The 22,446-nt window shown below is 54.4% G+C and carries 15 protein-coding genes; 10 read left to right on the forward strand and 5 right to left on the reverse strand.

The annotated features are described in order from the left end of the window. Both POG22_RS21200 and POG22_RS21205 read right to left on the reverse strand, forming a co-directional pair. On the reverse strand, positions 1-155 hold a 155-nt coding region (locus POG22_RS21200), incomplete at its 3' end, for a helix-turn-helix domain-containing protein (protein ID WP_498907051.1). 193 nt (positions 156-348) lie between these two features. Next, the gene (locus POG22_RS21205) at positions 349-1,422 is read right to left on the reverse strand and encodes a YheT family hydrolase (protein WP_063719264.1); all 1,074 of its coding nucleotides are present in this window, start codon (positions 1,420-1,422) and stop codon (positions 349-351) included. A 234-nt stretch (positions 1,423-1,656) separates the two neighbouring features. Here POG22_RS21205 and POG22_RS21210 point away from each other — a divergent pair, with 234 nt between their 5' ends. Together POG22_RS21210 and POG22_RS21215 are read left to right on the forward strand one after the other, a co-directional pair. After that, on the forward strand, positions 1,657-2,658 hold the full coding sequence (locus tag POG22_RS21210; RefSeq protein WP_498907044.1) for a PDC sensor domain-containing protein: 1,002 nt from the start codon (positions 1,657-1,659) through the stop codon (positions 2,656-2,658). Continuing rightward, positions 2,591-3,343 carry a methyl-accepting chemotaxis protein gene (locus POG22_RS21215; protein ID WP_498907045.1) on the forward strand — a complete coding sequence of 251 codons (753 nt, stop codon included), beginning with the start codon at positions 2,591-2,593 and terminating at the stop codon, positions 3,341-3,343. The genes POG22_RS21210 and POG22_RS21215 overlap by 68 nt, the downstream gene beginning before the upstream one ends. An 11-nt stretch (positions 3,344-3,354) precedes the next feature. Here POG22_RS21215 and POG22_RS21220 read toward each other — a convergent pair whose 3' ends face one another. Both POG22_RS21220 and ccsB read right to left on the reverse strand, forming a co-directional pair. Further along, on the reverse strand, positions 3,355-4,296 hold the full coding sequence (locus tag POG22_RS21220) for a LysR family transcriptional regulator (protein ID WP_063719262.1): 942 nt from the start codon (positions 4,294-4,296) through the stop codon (positions 3,355-3,357). 283 nt (positions 4,297-4,579) lie between these two features. Then, positions 4,580-5,599 (reverse strand): c-type cytochrome biogenesis protein CcsB, encoded by a 1,020-nt coding sequence (ccsB, locus tag POG22_RS21225; protein WP_017663545.1) that lies wholly within the window; start codon positions 5,597-5,599, stop codon positions 4,580-4,582. Between the two features lie 189 nt (positions 5,600-5,788). Here ccsB and POG22_RS21230 point away from each other — a divergent pair, with 189 nt between their 5' ends. The 3 genes from POG22_RS21230 (at position 5,789) to tilS (ending at position 9,368) form a co-directional block, all read left to right on the forward strand. Then, on the forward strand, positions 5,789-6,136 hold the full coding sequence (locus POG22_RS21230) for an ArsR/SmtB family transcription factor (protein WP_017663546.1): 348 nt from the start codon (positions 5,789-5,791) through the stop codon (positions 6,134-6,136). 762 nt (positions 6,137-6,898) lie between these two features. Beyond that, positions 6,899-8,287, forward strand: a complete 1,389-nt coding sequence (locus POG22_RS21235) for a glutaredoxin family protein (RefSeq protein WP_498907046.1) — start codon at positions 6,899-6,901, stop codon at positions 8,285-8,287. A 31-nt stretch (positions 8,288-8,318) separates the two neighbouring features. Continuing rightward, a complete protein-coding gene (gene tilS / locus POG22_RS21240) occupies positions 8,319-9,368 on the forward strand; it encodes a tRNA lysidine(34) synthetase TilS (RefSeq protein WP_498907047.1) in 1,050 nt (349 codons plus the stop codon). Here tilS and hmpF read toward each other — a convergent pair. After that, entirely contained in the window at positions 9,317-11,071 is a 1,755-nt protein-coding gene (gene hmpF, locus POG22_RS21245; protein ID WP_063719265.1) for a pilus motility taxis protein HmpF, read from the reverse strand. The genes tilS and hmpF overlap by 52 nt on opposite strands. 513 nt (positions 11,072-11,584) lie before the next feature. On the opposite strand from hmpF, the gene POG22_RS21250 reads away from it, so the two are divergent. The 5 genes from POG22_RS21250 (at position 11,585) to POG22_RS21270 (ending at position 22,299) form a co-directional block, all read left to right on the forward strand. Further along, entirely contained in the window at positions 11,585-12,835 is a 1,251-nt protein-coding gene (locus POG22_RS21250; protein ID WP_017663553.1) for a response regulator, read from the forward strand. A 311-nt stretch (positions 12,836-13,146) separates the two neighbouring features. After that, the gene (locus POG22_RS21255) at positions 13,147-13,512 is read left to right on the forward strand and encodes a response regulator transcription factor (protein ID WP_017663555.1); all 366 of its coding nucleotides are present in this window, start codon (positions 13,147-13,149) and stop codon (positions 13,510-13,512) included. Positions 13,513-13,524: 12 nt separating this feature from the next. Then, positions 13,525-14,061, forward strand: coding sequence for a CheW domain-containing protein (locus POG22_RS21260; protein WP_498907048.1), 537 nt, complete (start codon positions 13,525-13,527; stop codon positions 14,059-14,061). A 143-nt stretch (positions 14,062-14,204) separates the two neighbouring features. Beyond that, positions 14,205-17,447, forward strand: a complete 3,243-nt coding sequence (locus tag POG22_RS21265) for a methyl-accepting chemotaxis protein (RefSeq protein WP_498907049.1) — start codon at positions 14,205-14,207, stop codon at positions 17,445-17,447. 118 nt (positions 17,448-17,565) lie between these two features. After that, positions 17,566-22,299: a hybrid sensor histidine kinase/response regulator gene (locus POG22_RS21270; protein ID WP_498907050.1), complete on the forward strand. Its 4,734-nt coding sequence runs from the start codon at positions 17,566-17,568 to the stop codon at positions 22,297-22,299. Positions 22,300-22,446 lie beyond the last annotated feature (147 nt).

The following is a 22,446-nucleotide window of genomic DNA, read 5'->3' on the forward strand; positions in this document are numbered from 1 at the left end:
CACGCATTCACGGGTGACTTGCGGGAATTTAGCCAGTCTTTACGTTCCCGCAGAGCAAAATTCCAGACATGGCGGCACACCTCAAGAATGTGTTCGATCTCTGAAACCTGCTCCGCCGTTGGCTCTAGCTTAAATTCCCATGTCATGTTTAGCATATCTAAACTGTAGCAAATCTTTTGTAGGTTACTCCCCTCGGTCGCACTTTGCTACACCACCAGCCAAGCTTTCAGCTATGGCTGGAGTACTGCGAAGAATCTGGATAGCCAACTTCAATCAAACTCGAGATAGGATCTGCCGGTTCGACGACCGGCCTGGCGATCGCACCCTGCGATTTCGAATCAGTTATACCTATTCTGACGTCCGCCCCCTCGCTTCCGTCCACTCGAGAACTCGATTCCACGCCCACCAACAATCTTCGTCTCCCGCCTGACGTCGAGCGCGATCGCTGGCAATATAACCGACGTGACCCCCCCGGTCGGTCAGCCACAAATTGACCGCCGAATTCACGGCGCAAGCACTTTGAAGGTCGGGAAGGATCGTCGGGTCGAAGAGGGGATCGTCGGCAGCATAGAGAATCAGCGTCGGATGTTCGAGTTCCTCGAGCCAAGGGAGCGGACTGCTAGCGGCATAATAGGCTTCGACCGACTCGAATCCTAACGGCGAAATTACGAATTCGCGATCGAATCCCCAAATACTATCAGCTCGAGCGATGGCGTCGGGATCGATCGTCCCTGGACGAGCCTCTTGTAACTGGTGTAGGAGTTTTTTCAACTGTCGGACGATGGACTTTTCCAAATACCGGCCGATCGGATGCGACGTTAAATAGGTCAGCGATCGCGTCGAATCGAGACTCGGACAGATCGTCGCCGCGCCCCCCAACCCCCGTAACACCGCCTCAGCGTTGGGTAAATCGGCCAACCGTTCCGGCTCTCGCTCGGCGATGCGAACCCCCCACAATGCCAGTTGACCCCCTAACGAATAGCCCGAAAACCAAATCGGTGCCGGACATCCCAACTGCAACGCCTTCGCTGCAATTCTCAGGAAATCTTCTCCTTCATACAGTCCGTCTGACGTTAGCGCCGGAGAAAGTAACCCCGTTCGTCCGTGGGCTCGCCAGTCGAACGTTACCACCGCGTAGCCCAGACGATACGCTTTGCGCCGCAACAGTTCCAGATACCACTGATCGTCGAGACTTCCTACGATCCCGTAAGTCGCGACGAACGTTCCTTTCGGGTTGTCGGGAAGGGCGAGGCGGCCGTAAAGGGGCGTTCCCCCAGCTCCGACAAACTCCACCTCTCGCTGCGGTGGGGCGCTCTCGCATATCGTCTGTTCCCAAGTCCGGCGCGATCGCAATGCGATATACGCTGTCATGATAACGCCGTTACCGAGCCAGAAAGGAGGTTGGTAGGTAGGAAAATCCATCGTAATCGATCGTTGACAGTTGATAGTTGGCAGGAAATCGGGAACAGAGAACAGTGACAAACTGCGAAGAGTTAAAAGTTTCTCCCTGCTCCCCCTTGACAGTGAAGCGTGCAGAAGGAAGAGGGCAGAGTGTCTTCACTCTTCACTCTTACCTCTACCCTGAACGATGCTCCCCCGTCAGAGATTCGAGACAAAATAAGAGAAAATCGCAAAGAGCCTCTAGGAACGCGAGTCGTGCAGACGAACAAAACCTCTCAAGCCCATACTCGACATTTTCAAAGATACCTGGTTGCGGCATCGGCGCTCGGAATTTTCCTCGTCAGTGCGATCGTTGCGGCGGTGGCGGTCTTTCCCCTGTCGCGACAGTTAAAAGTCGAAGCTCGCCGCGAATTAAAATTTTCCGCCCAAACGCGCGTTTTCACCGTTGAAGAATTGCTCTCCCGCCTGCAAAGCATTGCCATGCAGATTACCAGTCGCACTCGCGCTCGCCAAGTTCTCGAAGCCTACGATCGCGGCGAGATCGATCGCTCGGAATTCGTCACCACCAGTCAGCGGATTTTAACAGACGCCCTCAACCAATCCGAAGAAGTGGTCGGTATTACGCGCCTTAACGAAGAGGGAAATTTGGCGGTCAGCGTCGGACGGGAGATTCCTCGATCGTGGTGGGTCGTTCCTCCCGCAACCGCGCAAACGTCACTCGTGCGCGATCCCGTTACCTTGTCGGGGCAATCCTACCTCGTTGTCGGCGCGCCGATTCTCAACTCGAACGGACAGCGCGTCGGAACGGATGTGGTGCTGTTTGACGTATCTCGGTTGCGAGAGATCGTCGACGATCGAACGGGACTCGGGGAAACGGGAACGACAGCACTAGGGACTTGGCGCAACGATCGCGTCGAGTTGTTTTTCTCGCAATACGACGAGGTGGCAGACTTGGCGCTTCAAACAGCCGTCGAGCGAGCTGTGACGGACGGCGAGAGCGGTACGCAGATCGTTCCCGGCGATACGGCCGCAAGTGGTGGCGTTCGCGCCCGTAGAAGCCAGCACTTGGGGTCTGGCGATCGCGATACGTCGTCAGGAACTCTACGAACCGATTTATCGGGATTTAACAGCCCTCAGTTGGACGATCGTAGGCGTCACAGTCCTCGGAACTGGGGCGACGGTTTTACTGTTGCGTCCTTTCGCTCAGCGATCGATCCGACAAGCGAGGAAGTTAGAACAGCAAATCGAGGAAACTAACGCGCTGCTGGCGTTGAAAAATCGAGCGCTGCAAGAGAAACAGCGCCAACAGGAATTAGTACGAGACGCGTTGCAGCAAATTGAAGGATTGCAGTTATCTTCCGATCGGGTGTCCCAGCAGGCTCGGGCGGCGAGACAGTGTATGCAACAGTCGTTAGAGTTAGTGAGAACGGGGGCGTCGTCCGTCGAGCAAGCGTTGGACGGAACGCAGCAAGTGCGAGTACAAGTTCGCGAGATCGTCGATCGCATGGGTCAATTGAGCGAGAGTATCGATCGCGTCAGTACCATCGTCGAGTTAGTGGGAGATTTCGCCGCCCAAACCAATATGCTTGCGTTGAACGCTGCGGTAGAAGCAGTACGGGCGGGGGACTCGGGGAAGGGATTCGGCGTCGTGGCCGGAGAAATTCGCCAACTGGCCGATCGAAGCCAGCAATCATCCGATCGAATTCGCGCGCTGATAACCGAGATTCAAAACGAAATTCGTCGCACGGCTAACGCCACTGAAGACAGCAACGAAACGGCAGATTCTGGCGTGCAGATGGCGCGAAACAGTTCCGAGATTTTCGACGACATCCAAAGCGCCATCGACGAAATGGCCGCGACGACCCAACAGATCGATCGGGCGAACCGAGAACATGTGTTGGCGATCGAGGCGTTAGTCGCAACCGTGCGATCGATCGCTTAAGTCGGCGATCGTCAACTCAATTGCAACGCGTGTTTCTTCACGAAGTTCTCGACGGTGGGGATGTTTTGGCTTTCAGAGAGCAGATGGTCGAGGAACGATCGCGCGAGAACGGAAAGCTGTTTTCCTTGGAGGTGAACGGCGTACCAGCGACAGGGAATCGGGAAGCGATCGACCTCTAAAATCGCGAGATCGCCGATGACCAACTCGGGAAGCAAACAGTGAGCCGACAGTACCGAAATGCCCAAACCGCCAGCGACCGACTGTTTGATGGCTTCGTTGCTCCCGAGTTCCAAGCGCACGTTGACCGAAATTCCCTCGCGCTCGAACAGGTGTTGCACGGCTCGCCGCGTTCCCGAACCGGGTTCCCGCATGATAAACGTTTCTCCCTGTAACGCTGAAATCGAAACCCGCTGGCGTTGGGTTAAAGGATGCGTCGAAGAGGCCACGACGACGAGCGGATTGTCGAGAAACGGTCGAGCCACGAGATCGAGATCTTCGGGCGGTTGGCTGAGAATATAGAGGTCGTCTTGGTTCTCCAACATCCGACGCACTAATTTTTGATGGTTCGTCACTTGCAGTGCAATATCGACATCGGGATATTGCTGACAAAACGAGCCTAAAATGCGCGGAACGAAGTATTTGGCCGTCGTGACTACCGCCAAGCGCAGCTGTCCTCGCTTTTTCCCCTGCAAGTCTGCCACGGTCATCTCGAAATTGGAAAGTTTCGTGAAAATGTCTTGACAGGTTTCGAGGAGTTCCTTTCCCGCCTCTGTGAGATACAGTTGTTTGCCAATTTGCTCGAACAGGGGCAGTCCGATCGATTTGGTCAGTTGTTTGATTTGGGTCGAAACTGTCGGTTGAGTAATCGAGAGTTCTTCAGCAGCGCGAGTAAAACTACCGTGGCGAGCCACGGTTTCAAAAACGTGCAGTTGGTGGAGAGTGGCTTGAATCATGATGTTTTTCGTGACAGGGTCGCGATGTCTTCTAAATTGCCCCTCGGCTCTCGACGAGTCGATGGGGCAGTCGGACAGTTTGACGCGACGAACGAGGCTCGAACGTTCGGTTCTATTTTAACCATAGATTAAAATCGATTGTTCGTGCTAGTCCTATCGAATAAAAACAATATAAATCCAAGCAGAGGCTGAACCGCGATCGCGTCCCAAAACCCTAAAAACCCCGATATCCGTCAAGATACCGGGGTTCCAAGCGAATTTCGACCCGAGCCGATCGGACGTTCTAGAAGAACCAGCCGTAGGAGTGCAATCCTTTACCGAGGAGGTTAACGCCCAAATAACAGACCCACACCACCACGAAACCCGCCGAAGCGAGGATCGCAGGACGGCGACCTTGCCAACCCCGAGTAATTCGCGCGTGGAGGTACGCCGCGAAGACCAACCAGGTGATAAACGCCCAAGTTTCTTTAGGGTCCCAACTCCAATACGTTCCCCAGGCTTCGTTAGCCCAGACTGCCCCGGCAATAATACCGATCGTCAGCAAGGGAAAGCCCAAGCCGATAATCCGGTAACTGACGTTATCGAGGGTATCTGCCAAATTCAACCGTTGGGGCGAGAGAGCGACCGTTTTCGGTGCTGTCGCGACGCGATCGACCGTGGCGACGCCACCGCCGAGGTTGTCGGCGCTGAAGGTTTCGACCGTCGCCTCAACTCGAGACGCGTTAGCGTGCGGGGTCTGAATTTGACGTTTGGGATCGCGGAACGCTCCAGTCCCGACCGAACTTCCCCGCAGTTCTACATTTTGCCCTCGCGTGACGGCCAAAAACGCGATCGCCAGCAGCGAACCCACCATAAGCGTGGCATAGCTAATCATCATCACGCTGACGTGCATCATCAACCAGTTCGATTTGAGGGCGGGAACCAACGGCGCCGCCACCTGCATCGTGTCCGGTAAGGTTAACGCCGCGAAGGCCGTGATGCCCATCGCCACCGGTGCGGTAACGACCCCAACGAGACGACTGCGGCTGGTGTATTCCGCCACGAGATGGATAGCCGTCAGCCCCCAGGTTAGGAAAAATAAGGATTCGTACAGGTTGCTGATCGGAAAATAACCGGCTTCGAGCCATCGCGCTCCTAAGAGGGTCGCGATACAGAGGTTCGCCACGGCAATACCCGTCGTTCCCAAAACTTGCAGGTATGGAATGCGGGGAAAGGCGGCGCCCACCCAGTAGACCAACATGGTGGCAAACAGAACAGCGAACGAAATATTGTCCAGTCCGTTCTGGAGCGATACCAGATCCATTGAAATCTTCTCCCTAGTTGTCGATCTCGAACGTTTGCGTTCGATGCGTTGAAAACTGTTTCGATCCTAGCGAGTCTCGGGGCAAAGCGAAAATCTTGCAGCGAAACCGTCTCCCGAGCCACCGGATTCTAAACCTATATGACAATATGATGTTAACAATAACTTAAGATAGTACGAAAATTAAGACAGATGCAATCCACTTCTATTGCGGCCCTGGCGAAAGTCTCCGATTACTTTAAAGTGTTGTCGGAGGTCAGCCGTTTGCTCGTTCTCTGTACGTTGAAGTCGGGGACGAAGAACGTTTCCGAAATTGTTGAGGCAACGGGACTCGGTCAAGCTAACGTCTCGAAACACTTAAAAATTCTCACCCAGGCTGGTTTTATCCAGCGGACGCCCCAAGGGGTCAGCGTGTATTACGAAATCAGCGATCCGGTGGTGTTTCAACTGTGTGAGTTGGTTTGCGATCGCCTGTCGGTTCATCTCGAAGCCCAAGCCCAGCACTCAGAACACCTCAAAACGTTCCAACAGTCGATCTGACCGTCGCGCTGACACGTTCGCATTATACGCTTAAACCCATCAGGAGAGTTTGACGGGTTTCCGAGGACAACTCGAGACGCGGCGGCGTCAGGGGCGTTCGTACCGCCGCGTGTCGTGGGAGGCGGCCAGCTCTTTGAGAATTGCGACGTCGTTCGTACGATCGGTGTTGCGGGGCTGCGATCGCGATCGTCGATTCACCGTTTTGGAGAGCGAGACACTCGCTCTCGACGCCTCGGTGCGACCCCCGACCGCGACGACAATACCAAGAAATCTAAAGATCGCACGGTCGAAGAGGGGTAATGGGTCAATACGCCACATTTCTTTAATTTATGAAAATTTGACTGCTCGTCTGAGTTAATTATCGTGAATTTTTGTGTAATTCAATAACTCATATTTACTTTAAAAATCTTATCGATATCGCGATCGATTTTCGAGAAAAGACGACTTAAAATCAAATAGAGATCTCACAGACGCCGAAGTCGAGACGCCCGAATCGTGACGCTCTCGCAAATCGACCGGTCGTCTCTTTGAGAGCCGAACGAGCGACGAAGAGGTCTGTCTAGGATTGCCAACGAGGGCGATCGATTTTTTTTGTTCGGATGCCCGATCTCAATTGACCGATGTCGGTCGTCAGCCATGATTCTCGACGTGTTTTAGCAACGTTCTCAACCACGGTCGAGAGTCGAAATTTTTAGCCAGTTTACTCGATCCCGATCGAGGGTCTTGAAAAGAGTCGCAACTCGCATTGCAGGGAGACTAAATATGAGAATGGGATTCGATCGCGTTGTCAAATTTATACTGTTTTTTCTCTTATCGATCGGATTGTGGTTTGCCGTATTACCCGGTACGGCTCGCGCGGCTGACGACGTGCTAGATGTTTACTTTTTTTACAGTGCCACCTGTCCCCACTGCATGAAACAAGAACCGTTGATGGAATACATCGACGAAACTTACGACGAAGTCGAAGTAATGGCTTACGAGGTCACGCAACACTCTCAAATTTGGGAAGAATTTCGTCAAGAGTACGGCATCGCCAACGCCGCAGTTCCTCGAACCTTTGTCGGCGAGATGTCCTTTATCGGCTATACCGAAGAAGACGGCGAACTCGAATACAACCCGGTTTATCACGGATATGCTGGCTATCGCAACCAAATTATTCGAGCGATCGAAAACGAAGCCAATATCGATATCGTTCTACCCGAAGATGCCTCTCAAAATACGTCTGGATTGCCGTGGTACGTCTTTAGCTTGTCGGGAATTTATCTCGTCAGTTATCCTTTCGTGCGCCCTTACTTAAAAACCTCACAAAAAAAACGTTACTGGTTTGGCGGTTTTTTTGCAGTATTAATCCTGAGCTTGTTTGGATTCGTGACTTTAGTTCCAGACGCCCTCGTCCAGCAGTTCGCGCGACAACTTCCATTTCCATTGTTTGTCTCTACAGTGGCTTTAGCAGATGGATTTAATCCCTGTGCGTTTACTGTTTTAATTATCTTACTTTCTTTGCTGACGTATACAAAAAGTCGTCGTGATATGACGATCGTTGGAACGACTTTTATCGCGACATCCGCCGTGATGTATTTTGTTTTTATTATGTTGATGGTATCGGTCGGATCGGTATTTATCGAACGATACGGAAGTTTAGTTTTAATGATTTTAGGTATTCTCGTAACCCTTGCCGGACTCATTAATATCAAAGACTACTTTTTCTTTAAAAAGAATATTTCTTTGACACTTTCCAACGAGCAGCAACTTGCCATCACCAAACGGGCGAGTTCCATCGTTCGTCACCTTCAACAATCGAATCGCGATCGACGTTTTCTCGCCACGGCATTAGGCGGAACCATCGTCCTCGCCGCGTTCGTAAACCTCATCGAACTCGGATGTACCGCAATTTTGCCCACAGTGTACATGGCAAGTTTAGTCCAATACTGTCGCGGCGGACTCACCCTCTGCGGCATCTCGTGGACAGCCGCCTACGCAGCCATTTACGTCATTCCTTTATTTGCCATTCTTTTCAACTTTATTTACTCCTTTAAATCCGCTCGCGTAACCGAAAAACAAGGACGCGTGTTAAAACTCGTCGGGGGTTTGTTCATGCTATTTTTCGGATTAGTCATGATTGCCAAACCGCAGTTGTTGATGTTAGGTTAGCCGTTTCAGTAAAATTCCCCCGACTGAAGTGATGGACGTTTGGACTTCCCTACACGTGCGCGTTCATGGAACCCTCAGACAGCGCCGACTCTTGCCCGAACGCCAACGACTGCTCGTCGCCGTATCGGGAGGACAGGATTCTCTGTGTTTGGCGCAACTGTTACTCGATTTACAGCCCAAGTGGGGATGGCATCTGGCGATCGCCCACTGCGATCATCGATGGCGAGACGATTCGGCCGCCAACGCCAATGGAGTCGAACGTCTGACACGAGCTTGGAACCTACCGTTTTATCGCGCCGTAGCCACCGAGACCCTCGCTAGCGAAGCCGCAGCGCGTCAGTGGCGATACGACGAACTCTCGCAAATTGCGAGTCGGGAGAACTGCACCGCCGTCGTAACGGGACATACCCAAAGCGATCGCGCCGAGACCTTACTCTACAACCTGATTCGCGGCGCGGGAGCCGATGGCTTGCAGGCGTTGGGGTGGAGTCGCGAACTCACCGAGGGCGTGTCTCTGGTGCGTCCGTTACTCGAGGTGTCCCGAGACGAAACGGGCATCTTTTGCCGAGAGCGGGACTTGCCCGTGTGGGAAGATGTCACGAACCAGAACTTAAAACACGCCCGAAACCGCATTCGCCTCGAATTGCTGCCCTATCTCAAACAGCAATTCAACCCCAGCGTCGAAGCCAGTCTGGCCAAAACCGCCGAACTCTTGCGGGCTGACGTGGCGTATCTCGAACGACAAGCCGAAATTCTGTTGCGACTGGCGATCGTCCCCCCCGACGACGATTCCGATGGCCGTTTTCGCCTGCGACTCCATCGCCGTCCTTTGAAAGCCGCACCCCTGACACTGCGACGGCGGGCGATGCGTCAATTTCTCACCTCTCACCTGGAGGTCGCGCCGACGTTCGCCCACATCGAAAAACTTACTGCTCTCGTCGAAGCCCCCAATCGCAGCCAAACCGATCCTTTTCCTGGAGGAGCGATCGCCTATGTCGAGCGTCCTTGGATTTACTGGTCTCAGCCGCCTCAAGCCGAGGCCGATTCCTCCATCAATCCCGAGATCGACTCTTGTAGCTGAGTCACCGCGTTTCGCTGCGCCTCTGCCATCTCCTCGAATTCAGACAAGCGTTGCGAGAACGCTTCGAGGCTGCCTTTGATGTCGTTGACGCGATCGCGCAGGGGATCGAATATCTCGTGATACGTATTGACCTTACCCCACAACTGCGCGACCTGAGCGCGGCGATCGCGCAGTTCCCGGTCTTGCTGTTGCAGTTCCCCGAGGCGGCTTTCCCCCTCCGCGTTTTCCCGATCGACGTCTTGTCGCAGTCCGTCGATTTCCGGTCGCAAGCCGTTAATTTCCCCTTCGAGAGCTTGCAGGCGATCGAGCAGTTGCTGGCGCAGTTGCGAAATCTTTTGTTGCAAGGGTGTCACGTCTACACCGCCGCCGGAGGTTTGCGGTTCCGGGGGATTGCCCAAGCGACGCCACAACACGCTCTGATGCTGGTTCATAATCCGCTCGCGATCGCGCAGGCTGCGACGCTGGCCGATAAGAGTTTCGTTGAGAAACTTATAACTTTCCTGCTGGTCGGCCAGTTCCGCCTGAAGCGACGGGCGATCGGCGTCCCCAGCCCGAGCTAACTTGGCCTCGAGTTCGTTGAGGTCGAGACGTTGCATCATCAGCTCTTCCTGCTCGTCGATGACCAACCGCAGCCCCGTTTCCAACTCGCTTTGCAGTTCCCGAACCCGTTGCTGCAATTCGTTGAGGGGCATCCGTTCCAACTGTCCCCAATCGACGCCGCTCTCATCGCGAGACTCGCCACCCGACGTCGGAAGGGTCGAGAGAGTGTTGGCGAACTCGTCGCTCGACTGCACTTGAGCGCGCAAAACTTCAACGAACTGTTGTTTGGCTTCCAACAGTCGCTCCTTGGCTGCCAGATCGACCCGTTTTCCTTCCAACTCCAATTGCAATTGACGCCACTCTTCCCAACGGCGATCGAGGTCTTCGACCGCACCGTCGAGATCTCCTTGCTGGCGTTCGGCGTCCGAGCGCCACTGTTCCAACTGCGTCGCCCGTTCGTCGAGCCACCCTTGCTGCGCGGCGACTTGACCTTCCAAACCCGCCAGCGGTTCCCGCAACGCGGCACTCTCACTCACGTTCTCAGACAGATATTGCAACCACTGCTGAAAATTGTCGGCCTGTTCGGCATCCAATCCTACAGACTGCTGGAGTTCCGACTGCTGCTGGTGAATACTTTCCCGTTCCCCTTGAAGCTGTTCCCAAGCCGCTTCGAGTTCTTGACGAGAGCGATCGAGTTCCGCCCGCAACTGCTCCATTTCCGAATTACTCGCTTCGATTTCGCTGCGTTTGGTTTCGAGTTCGCTCAGTTCGTGCTGTACGTTTTCGACCTCTTCCCGTCGCGCCTCCATTTCCATCTCGCGGCGGTTGAGTTCCTGACTTTGGTACGTCAGCGATTGTTTCCACTGTTCGATTTCTTCCTCTTGGGTTTTGAACTTTTCCTGAAACCGAGAAAAATTCTGTAGGATCTTGACCAATTGTCCCCCAGCTTCCTTGGGGGTACCTTGAATCTGCTTGTTCGCCGTGAGTTCGGCAAACACCAGCGCTCCGGAATTAAAATTCCCCGCATCGTCGGCAGGAACCACGTCGTCACCCGTCACAGCGATCCAGTTATACTCGCCTCGCTGAACTGCCAGCAGCTTCAGTTCTGTTTTGCCACTTCCGAAAACGCCACTTTTCTTGAGGACTTCCGCTAGATACAGCACGCTAACTTTTCCTTTCCCGAATATCGTATGCCGAGGAGAACCCGATTGAGAGACAGGCAGAGATGCCTGCACGACCAGTTTAGGGGGGCGCTGCACCGTCGGGTCGCGCGACCGACAAGATCGCCGCCCTCAAACCGAACGTCGAGATCGAGTCCATAATAGTAAATTAGTATCGTTTAACCCACTGATACGACACCAGGGGAGCCGAGGCGACCCAGATTCGGCAGGTGCGATCGCGATCGACCTCTCCTATCCTAACCCGCTCGTTTGCGTCTGGCACGAGAGGCGACCCCCGAAAACACTTTGGTTGGACGAGGAACCGTTCGAGGGTAAATTTTAAGGGGGAGTTGGAGAACGAACGAACAACACAAGTGGCGAGGTAGCTCGAGGCTCCGACGCACCCTCCTAATCCGAACGCTCGCGTCAGACCGTCACTCAATATCTCGACCCAAAGGCTATCGCGATCGCCCTCGGCGGGTATGTTATACGAACACAGCACGAGTTGTGAGCTAAATGCAGGGAAATTTAAACGAAATCGATATTCGGAGCATCCTGCAACTGATCGAACTCGGTCAGCGCACGGGGGAACTCTTCGTGGAGACATACAGTGCGCTCCCCACCGTCTCGAGAATTTATCCATCCGTGCATTTAAGCCGAGACGCCGCCTCTCAAAACTCCTGGTTTGTATTTTTCTTCAACGGACAAATCGTTTACGCTGCCGAAAGCCGCGACGGGAACCTCGGACGGCTGCGGGATTACTTGCGTTACTACCAACTCAATAACGTCCTCGACGGCATCGAACGCCCCGACTTGGCTTCGACGAACGCTCCCGAATACGGGTTTTTATGGCATTTACTCGAAACCCATCGCCTGACACCGATGCAGGGGCGAAGCATTCTCCGAAAAATGATTCACGAGACCCTCTTCGACCTGTTGAGCTTGCATCAAGGTAGCTTTATCTTCGACATGGGGCCGGCCCTGGCTCCCCAACTCACCACTTTAGAAATCACTCCCTCGATCGCGAAAATTGCCAAACAGGTGCAAGAGTGGAAGCAGTTTTATCCCCACGTTCAGTCACCGAACCAATGTCCGTCGATCTCCGATGTCGATCGCCTGCGAGAAGCCTTACCTCCCAAAGCCTTTACCACCCTCAGCCGCATTTCCGACGGCAAAACGTCCCTGCGGCAAATGTCTCGATACCTGCACCGAGAAATCGTCCCCATCGCCAAAGCCATCTATCCCTACGTCAAACAGGGCTGGGTACAGTTATTTTCCGTCCAGTCCGACAGCTCCCCCGCTGCTAAATTCGATTCCGGCCTGCGTCCGCCGACGGCGAGAGTCCCTCGTATCGTCTGTATCGACGACGAAAAAACTATCCGCAAGACCGTCGAGTATATGCTCGAGCAGCACGGTTACGAAATCACTTCCTTTGGCAGTTCTCTCAAAGCCCTTTCGTTGGTGTTTCCTCTCAAGCCCGATTTAATTTTGTGCGACATCGCCATGCCCGAACCTGACGGCTACGAACTTTGCGCCATGTTACGCAAATCGGCGGCCTTTCGCCAGACGCCGATCGTGATGTTGACGGGAAAAGACGGTTTTATCGATCGCGTGCGCGCTCGCATGGTCGGTGCTAGCGACTACCTCACCAAACCCTTCGGCGAACAAGAACTGTTGATGCTCGTCGAAAAATACGTCGGACCGGGCGTCCCGAGCGATCGCCCCTCGTCTGAGACGTCCTTTGACGATCCCGAGTTGGGATTGTGATGAGGAAGCTTTTTACAGTCACCAGTCACCAGTGAGGAGATGATGAGAAACTGTTACCTGTCCCCACTCTTCACTCTTCCCTCTACCCTCTTCCCTGAAGAAGCCCCCTCGACCCCAGTAGACATCGAAGTCGAAATATAATAATACTTAATCTTCGGCAAAAAACGACCCAGTTCGATGGAATCGAAAACCGTTGGCGTTTACGATAGTGTTGGCTTTCCCCAGACGAACGCATCGCCCGAGTGCCGATGGCACAAAGAGGCGAGCGGGGCGGAGTTCGTCAAGCGCGTTTGCGAGCAGGTAAGACAGTAATGAGTAGAGTTCTGGTTATCGAAGACAGCGTGACCCAGCGAGAGATGATCGCCAACCTCCTACGTGGAAGTGGGCTAACAGTCATCGAAGCCACCGACGGCGTCGAAGCTCTCGACAAAATTCAGGGCAATCCTCCCGATCTCGTCGTTTTAGATATCGTAATGCCCCGGATGAACGGTTATGAAGTATGTCGGCGACTCAAAGCCGATCCCAAAACGCAAAACGTTCCTGTGGTCATGTGTTCGTCCAAAGGCGAAGAATTCGATCGATACTGGGGGATGAAGCAGGGTGCAGATGCTTACGTGGCCAAACCGTTCCAGCCCACCGAGCTGATCGGAACGGTCAAACAAATGCTAAGAGGTTAAGAGATCGAGGAAATGGTCGGGAACCCAGACTTTTTAATGGGAGAGGCGGACTCTATACAGGCGCCGGAATTCCAAGAACTCGAGACTCCCGAAGGCGAACTGCACCTGCGGTTTCGAGTCCCTTCTGGAAACGAATTCGCCTTACCCGCGACGGGAATTCGCGAAGTGCTAGACCCACCGCCCGATCGCATCACCCCGATGCCCAACGTGTCGCCGTTGTTGCTCGGCACCTTTAACGTGCGCGGTCGCGTCATCTGGGTCGCAGACTTAGGACAGTTTCTCGGCGACAACGTTCCTCTCAACTCCGATCGCGCAGAAATATTTGTGATTGCCGTCGAAGACCAAGACACTATACTAGGGTTAGCCGTCGAACGGATCGTCAAAATGCAGTGGCTCGATCTCGAGAAGCTGCAAATGTCCGCCAACGTGCCAGATGGCATGGCTCCGTTCTTAAAAGGAGAATGGACATTTGAGGAAAACGAACGTCCTGTAACGCTGAGACTGCTCGATCAAGTCTCGATCCTGCGTTCGGCACGGTGGGCGGCTTGAACCCGAGGTGTGGATGAAGGGGGTTGCCGTCATCGCCGTCATCGACTTCCTCGTTGCGGCGAGGAGGATCTTCGGGCGTCCACCTCTCGCATCCGCCACAGGAGATGATGGAGGAGTTTTGACCGTAGAACTGGGGGAGGCAAATGGAACCAAGTATTGACTTTGCCCGAGAATACGAGCGTGTCGAGCAAGCTTACGTCGAAGGAAACTACGACGAAGCGGCGCCGCTAGTGGACGAACTCGCCCGAAAATATCCTGACGATCCCAGTACTCGGCTACTGAGAGGGCATATTTATTGTGGGCTTCAAGCTTACGACATTGCCCGGACGGAATATCAGAGCGTTTTTCAAATCACCAGCGATTCGGAATTCCACGACCACGCCCAACAGGGGATCGATTACGTGGTGCAAATTGCCGGGAACGGCAAAGCCCCAGACTTCGAGAACTACGACGCCGACGCCACACAAGCCTTTGATAACGGTTTCGACTCCGAAGGCACAGAACTGTTAAACGAGGACGCCAACGACAGCGATGTCGAGTACGGCGAATCGGAAGAAGAACTCGAGTCTCCCCAAGCTTGGGACGATTTAGCCTTCGACCTCGAAGAGGAAGCCTCCGAATCGTTCGATTTCGAGAACGGCGCGATCGCCGAGGACGAAGAAGAGGAAGCCTTCGAGCCGTTCGACTTGTCTGCAGAAGACGAACTCTTAGAAGAGGCCGAAGCGGAAGCGGAATTGGGTGAGTTCGACCTCAGCCCCGAAACACCCGCGAACGACGAACTCCCCGGAGACTCCGAACTGGGCTACTTCGACCTCGACGACCCCAGCTCGGGAGCCGGAACCTTCGAGCCGTTTGAGGTTGGGGAAGAGGCTGAAGACGGAGAAGAAGCCTTCGAGCCGTTCGACTTAGACGCAGCTGAAGAAGCCCTCAAAACTGGAGAGTTCGACGACGTTTCCCCGGAAGAAGAAGGCGGTCTGGAAGCCGACAATCCCTTTGCCGTCGACGATGCGTCCCTACCCGACGAAGAGGATAGCTGGGACGAACTTCCGGCATTCTTACCCAGCGAAGAAATGCCGGATTTGATCGGAGAACACGATGACGATCGCGGTGAAGACCTCGACGACGGACTCGACGAAATCGAGCTTCCACAGCCGTTTGCCGAGTTCGACGATGTCGAAGACGAGCCGTTTGCCAGTCCGACGAGCGGTATTCCGTCGGACTTTGACGACGAACCCGTCGAAGAAGATTGGGACGACGAGTTGGAAGAAGCCCCCTTCGGACACTTCGACCCCGATACGGACAGCCAAGAGTTCGATCGGGTTTCCACCGATATGACTGACGATAGCGGTGCAGAAACCTTTTTAACCTCGCCGCCAGAAGACGAAAGTGAAGAATTTGAAGCGTTTGACGAAGCCGAAGCGTCGAGTTGGACGGCGACAGACCATGAAGAACCCCCCATTTCGGGGCGAATGTCCGTACCGCGTTTTGACGATACCGAGGAAGACGACCCGACCCTCGTGACCCCCGAAACTGCCCGACCGGGGGGCGATGGCTTCGACTTTGAGAGTTTTGAAGGAGATTTCGGCGATAGCGAGTTCGACCTCGACGACGACGATTTCACGGCTGACGAGATCGACGATCGCACCTCGAGCGTCGATTTTCTCGAAGAGTTCGACGAATTCGACGATCTCGGGGATATGCCCAGCTTTGAAAGCGACGAAGATACTGATTCTTCGGGTTTCAATACGACATCGGGTTTTTTGGAACACACGACGGGCGCCGAAACGGAAGATTTCGCAGACATGACCGACGGCTCGATCGTCCGCGACGAAGAGTTGTTTGCCATTGCCAGCAGTACCGAACGCTTGCCAGCCTTCGCCCAAACTGAAAGTGGCACCAGCGAACCGTCGGTTAACGTCGAACAGGGGCCGCTGGCCTTTTTCGAGAACGCTAACTTACAAACCAAACCGCGTTTGGCGGCGTTCGTGGCCGGTATCGCCTCGGCTGTGGCCGTAGCGGCGATCGGTCACGTCACGACGAAGTTTCTGGCGACCAACGATCGCCTCGATTTGGCCTTGCGCGGTCGCCTGCTTCCCCAAGCGCAACTGGCCAGTTTGGCGATGTCCGTCACGGCTGGCTTGGCTGGAGGAACCGCGACCTGGCTGCTGGGACGCCTGAGTGCCGGACAAGTCCGACGAACTACGACTAACTTACAAGGCGCGTTTGAAGCGATCTCCCAAGGGGATTTCGGCGTACGTGCGGCGGTGCTGTCTGAAGACGAGCTGGGGCAACTCTCGGCCAAGTTCAACCAAATGGCTCGCATTGTCTACACCACCACCAACGAAGCCCAACGTCGTGCCGAAGAAATGGAGCAGGCTAAAGAAGACCTGCAACGGCAAGTGATTCGCCTCCTCGACGATGTGGAAGGAGCCGCGCGAGGAGACTTGACCGTGACGGCGGAGGTGACGGCCGACGTTCTCGGGGCGGTTGCCGACTCGTTTAACTTGACGATTCAAAACCTGCGAGAAATCGTCTTGCAGGTGAAACAGGCGGCGCGACAGGTGAGTAAAGGGGCAACCGATAGTGAGTCGTTCGCCCGTAGCTTGGCCTCCGACGCCCTGCGTCAAGCCGAAGAACTGGCGGCGACCTTGAACTCGGTGCAGGTGATGACTAACTCCATCCAACAGGTGGCCAAGAGCGCTCGCGAAGCTGAAGAAGTGGCGCGATCGGCATCGGCGACGGCTCTCAAAGGGGGCGAAGCGGTAGAACGGACGGTGGCCAGTATCTTAGAAATTCGGGAAACGGTAGCAGAAACCACGCGAAAAGTCAAGCGATTAGCAGAATCTTCCCAAGAAATTTCCAAGATCGTCGCCCTCATCAGCGGTATCGCCTCCCGAACCAACCTGTTGGCACTCAACGCCAGTATCGAAGCCGCCCGAGCTGGGGAAGCCGGACGGGGCTTCGCCATCGTTGCCGACGAGGTGCGCCAGCTAGCCGACCGCTCGGCCAAGGCGTTAAAAGAGATCGAACAGATCGTGATGCAGATCCAAAGCGAAACCGGATCGGTAATGATGGCAATGGAAGAAGGTCAGCAACAGGTCATCGGCGGGACGAAACTGGCCGAACAAGCCAAACGCTCCCTCGAAGACATCATTCAAGTTGCCAACCGCATTGACGTCCTAGTGCGATCGATTACCGCCGACACCGTCGAACAAACCGAAACGTCCCGCGCTGTGGCTCAGGTGATGCAAGCCGTCGAGCTGACGGCTCAGGAAACCTCCCAAGAAGCTCACCGCGTGTCCGGTGCTTTGCAAAACCTCGTGGGCGTATCTCGCGACCTGCTCACCTCCGTCGAACGGTTCCGCGTCGAAACCAACGAACGCTAACGCTCTCCCTTCCAGTCAGAGGCAAGAAGCAAAGAGGCAAGAGGCAAAAAGGGGAGAGGAACGAAACGGTTATCTGCCAACGGCCCTCACTGTTCACCGCTCACCGCTCGCTGTAAAAATGGTACCCGAACAATCGCAAATCATGGGGTTCTTTATCGAGGAAGCCCGCGACCATCTCAATACCATCGAGCGCGGACTGCTCGACCTGCAAGGCACCCTCGACGATCCCGAATTGCTCAACGCCGTTTTCCGCGCCGCTCACTCCGTCAAAGGAGGCGCGGCCATGTTGGGACTCGACTCGATTCAAACGGTTGCCCATCGCCTCGAAGACTGCTTTAAAATTCTCAAAGACGCGCCCGTTACTGCCGACCGACAACTCGAATCGCTGTTTTTACAGATTTTCGACAGCCTTCAAGAACTGCTCGATCGCCTGCAAAGTCCCACCGGACTCAACCCCGAGGAAGCCGAACGGGTCGTGGCCAATATCGAACCCGTCTGTCGTGACCTGATCGCTCACCTCGATCGCCTCGTCCGAGGTGAAGTGGTTCCCACGCCGCAAACCGCGTCTCACTCCTCCCAACTCCCCGTTACCAGTCCCCTACCCACGCAGTCGGAAGAAGATAGCGCCCTGCACCTGATTTTTCAAAGTGACGTGATGGCGAGGCTGCGGGAAATGCTGCAACTGTTCAAACAACCCGACACCCCTCAAGTCCGCCAAAATCTCCAACAACTCTGTCGCCTGTTGGGTCGAGTTGGCGAACAGTTCGATCTCGACGCTTGGGTCGAACTCCTGAAAACTGTACGATCGGCGATCGCCTCCCCGAACAATACGTTCGCCAGCCTGGCCTCGGTCGTCATTAAGGATATCAAACAGGCTCAAGAGTTGGTGTTGGCCGATCGCGCTGGGGAAATTTCTGCAAGCGAACGCTTGCGCGATCTCGTTCCCGAACCGGCCGCTGCGGATACCACTGAGGACGAGGTCGAAGCGAACGGGCGATCGTCCCGTCCGCCCCAACCCGAGCCGATCTCGCAGCCGATTTCTCGACCGACTTCAGACCAGCCTCGCAAGCAGAAGCGAGAAGCCCCAGGCCCTCAAGTGGGGATGGCCGAACTCAGCAGCCTAGCCGATCTCTTTGAAGGAGATACCGAAGACCTCGAAGATTGGGACGACGTCGAACATTTCGATCCCTCGGGTATGGCCGGGGCGGCGAACGGCAATACTCGAGGTGAAGTCGATAACGATTTTTCCGATTTATTCCTCGACGACGACGCCGACGACATTCCTGATAAACCGGCGAGAACTGAAGCTGAGGAACTCTTTGGCGATAGCTTTTTTGGCGAGAGTCCTGACAGCCCCGATGTCGATGCTGACGAGGACGACACGGGACTCGACGACCTCCTCAACGCGATCGAACCCAACGATCGATCTACAGGTACGGGCGATCGCGACGACGAAGACCTCGATGCCGATTTTCAAGACCTTCTCGATATTGGAGGTGAAGAAAATAACGGCGATCGCGAAAGTCCCCCGATCGAAGAAGCATCCGACGAGAATCTGTCGATCGACGACCTATTAGAACACGCTGACGAGACGGATGAAACGGAAACTGAAAACGACGAATTCGGCGAAGCTTTGAGTCTCGGACAAGACAGTACTGACGAACTCGAAGCTCTGTTCGGACAATCTCGTGCGACAGGGAAAGAACGGGAAGGAGAACCCTCGATCGAAGCGTTTGAGTTAGATTTCAATTTTGAAGAAACACCAGAACCTGAAGCTACTGAAACAGAAACGGAAAGCTTCGACCTCGATTTCGACCTCGAAGACACCGAGGATGAGGAAAGTTTTGAACCGGAGTCGGAAGCGTTTGAGTTAGATTTCGATTTTGAAGAAACACCAGAACCTGAAGCCACTGAAACAGAAACGGAAAGCTTCGACCTCGATTTCGACCTCGAAGAAACCGAGGGTGAGGAAAGTTTTGAACCTGATTCGGAAGCGTTCGAGTTAGATTTCGATTTTGAAGAAACATCAGAACCTGAAGCCACTGAAACAGAAACGGAAAGCTTCGACCTCGATTTCGACCTCGAAGAAACCGAGGATGAAGAATCCGCCGAACGCGTGGAATCCGAACCGGAAGCCTTTGACTTTGACTTCGATTTTGAAGAAACACCAGAACCTGAAGCCACTGAAACCACTGAAGAAGCTTTAGATATTCTCGATTTCGACGTTGAAGAATCAGAAGAACCAGAAGAACTGGAATCTGAAACAGAAGCCTTAGACCTTCTCGATTTTGACGTTGAAGAAACGGCGGACGCCGACACCGAGCAAGACGAAGCCGAATCCTTAGATTTCGATTTTGAAGCGTTAGAATCTTCAGACTCTGAAGAAGGACGCTCGGATAATGGCGTGTTAGATTTCGACTTCGATTTAGGAGAAACCGAAGACTCCGAAGCCAGCGAAACCGAAGACTTCGACTTACTGGCCGAACCGTCAGCAGAGATCGAAGAACTCTCCTTAGACGATCTCTTAGGTGAAGTTAATCTAACGGTCGATCGCGACGAGAACTTCGACTTAGACACCTTACTCGAAGAAACCGACGATACCCTCGAAAGTGAAATCGAAGAAGACGTCACAGAATTTCCCGAACTGGAAATTTTATTGAGCATCGCACCCGAATTTTTAGGAGAAGAGGGGTTCGACGCTCTCGAAGCCTATCTCGATCGCCCCGTCGCACCTCACGCCGCGACGTCCCCAACCGCCGAATCCGCCTCCACACCAGAGGTAGAGGACGAGTTCGCCGACCTCAACAAATTACTGCTAGACATCGAGCCGTCTTCTCCGTCTCCGACAACCCCCAAACCGACGCGATCGACCCCGAAACGACAGCGATCGATCGTCGAACAGACGATGCGGGTTCCCATCAAGCAATTAGACAACCTCAGTAACTTAGTTGGGGAATTGGTCGTCAATCGTAACAGTCTCGAACAGGATCAAGAACGGTTGCGACAGTTTCTCGACAACCTGTTACATCAAGTCAGCCAACTCACAGAAGTCGGCCAGCGAATGCAAGACTTGTACGAGCGTACGCTGTTGGAAATGGCGTTGTTAGCCAGTCGCCAGCACCGCAAACTCATGGCCGCCGGGACTCACGCGCGAGATACGACTCACGAAGACGGTGAATACGACGCCCTCGAAATGGATCGCTTTACGTCGTTCCACGAACACGCTCAAGAAATTATCGAGTTGGTCGTCCGAGTGCGCGAGTCGGCGTCGGATATCGAGTTCTTGGTGGACGAAAACGACCAAGTCACGCGTCAACTGCGGCAAATTACGAACCAGCTTCGGGAGGACTTGACGCGATCGCGCATGGTTCCCTTCTCGCAAGCCGCCGATCGCTTGCCCCGAGGCGTCCGCGACAACTCGCTCAAGTTCGGTAAAGAAGTCGAGTTACAAATTGACGGTCGCGATACGTCCATCGATCGCATGATCCTCGAACACCTGTACGACCCGCTGACACACTTAGTCAACAACGCCATCGCTCACGGGATCGAACCCCCCGGAGAACGCCAAGCCAAAGGCAAACCGCCCATCGGAAAAATCACTGTCAGCAGCTTCCACCAAGGCAACCAAACTATTATCTCCATTGCTGACGACGGAGCGGGAATCGACGTCGATCGCGTGAAAGCCAAAGCCATCCAAAAAGGGTTGATTACCCAAGACCAAGCTCGGTCGATGAGCGATTTAGAGGTCTACGACCTGCTGTTTTTACCCGGTTTCAGCACCAAGGACAAAGCCGACGATCTCTCCGGTCGCGGTGTGGGTATGGACGTGGTGAAAACCAAACTCAACGAAATTCGAGGCGTCATCAACACCGACTCGAAACCCAACAAAGGCACCACCTTTACGATTCGCCTACCGCTGACTCTGAGTATCTCGAAAGCCCTCTGCTGCATCAGCGACCACGCACCCATTGCCTTTCCGATGGACGGGGTCGGCGAAGTTCTCGATAACTTACCGGTCGATCGCATCGTGCGGGAAGCCGACGGACGAGCGTTCGTTCAGTGGCGCGATCGCAAAGTGCCTTATCAACCCCTACGAGATCTGTTTACCTACAATCGCATCTCGCGGCGATCGCAGGTGTACGGTTCTAACGCTGAAGAAGATACGATTTCGGTAGTCGTCCTGCACTCTGCGGGCAGCTATCTGGCGATCTCCGTCGATCGAATTGTCGGCGAACAGGAAATCGTGATCAAACAACTCGAAGGGCCAGTTCCCAAGCCGACTGGTATTACTGGAGCGACGGTCATGGGGGACGGACGGATCGTTCCCATCGCCGACGTTCTCGAACTCATCGACCTGTCTATGGGTCGCGTCCGTCACGATTCTGGGACTCTGCTGTGGGACAACCGCCCCCCCATCGAGGCGATCGAATCCCCTATCGACAAGAGCGAACCGATGGTGCTTATCGTGGACGACTCGATTACGGTGCGCGAGTTGCTGTCGATGACGTTCAAAAAATCGGGTTATCGTGTCGAACAGGCTCGCGACGGCCAGGAAGCCTGGGAAAAACTGCGCTCGGGTTTGCCGTGCGAGTTAGTCTTCTGCGACATGGAAATGCCCCGCATGAACGGCATGGAGTTGTTAGAGAAAATGTACGCCGACGAACACTTGCACGATTTACCCATTGCCATGCTGACGTCGCGGACTGCGGAGAAAATGAAACGTCGTGCGGGTGAATTAGGCGCGCGGGGCTATTTCACGAAACCCTATCTCGAGGAAGTTCTACTCGATGCTGCCCAACGAATGCTCGACGGTGAGGTGCTGATGTCCACTGAAGCCACGCAAGAGGCGTGATGAGGGGATGAAGACAGTCACCAGTCACCAGTCGCCAGTCACCAGTGAAGACAGCCAACAGATGGGATGAAGACAGTCACCAGTCACCAGTCACCAGTCACCAGTGAAGACAGCCAACAGATGGGATGAAGACAGTCACCAGTCACC

It is taken from the genome of Geitlerinema sp. CS-897 (assembly GCF_028368005.1).
In the GTDB taxonomy this organism is placed as follows: domain Bacteria; phylum Cyanobacteriota; class Cyanobacteriia; order Cyanobacteriales; family Geitlerinemataceae; genus Baaleninema; species Baaleninema simplex.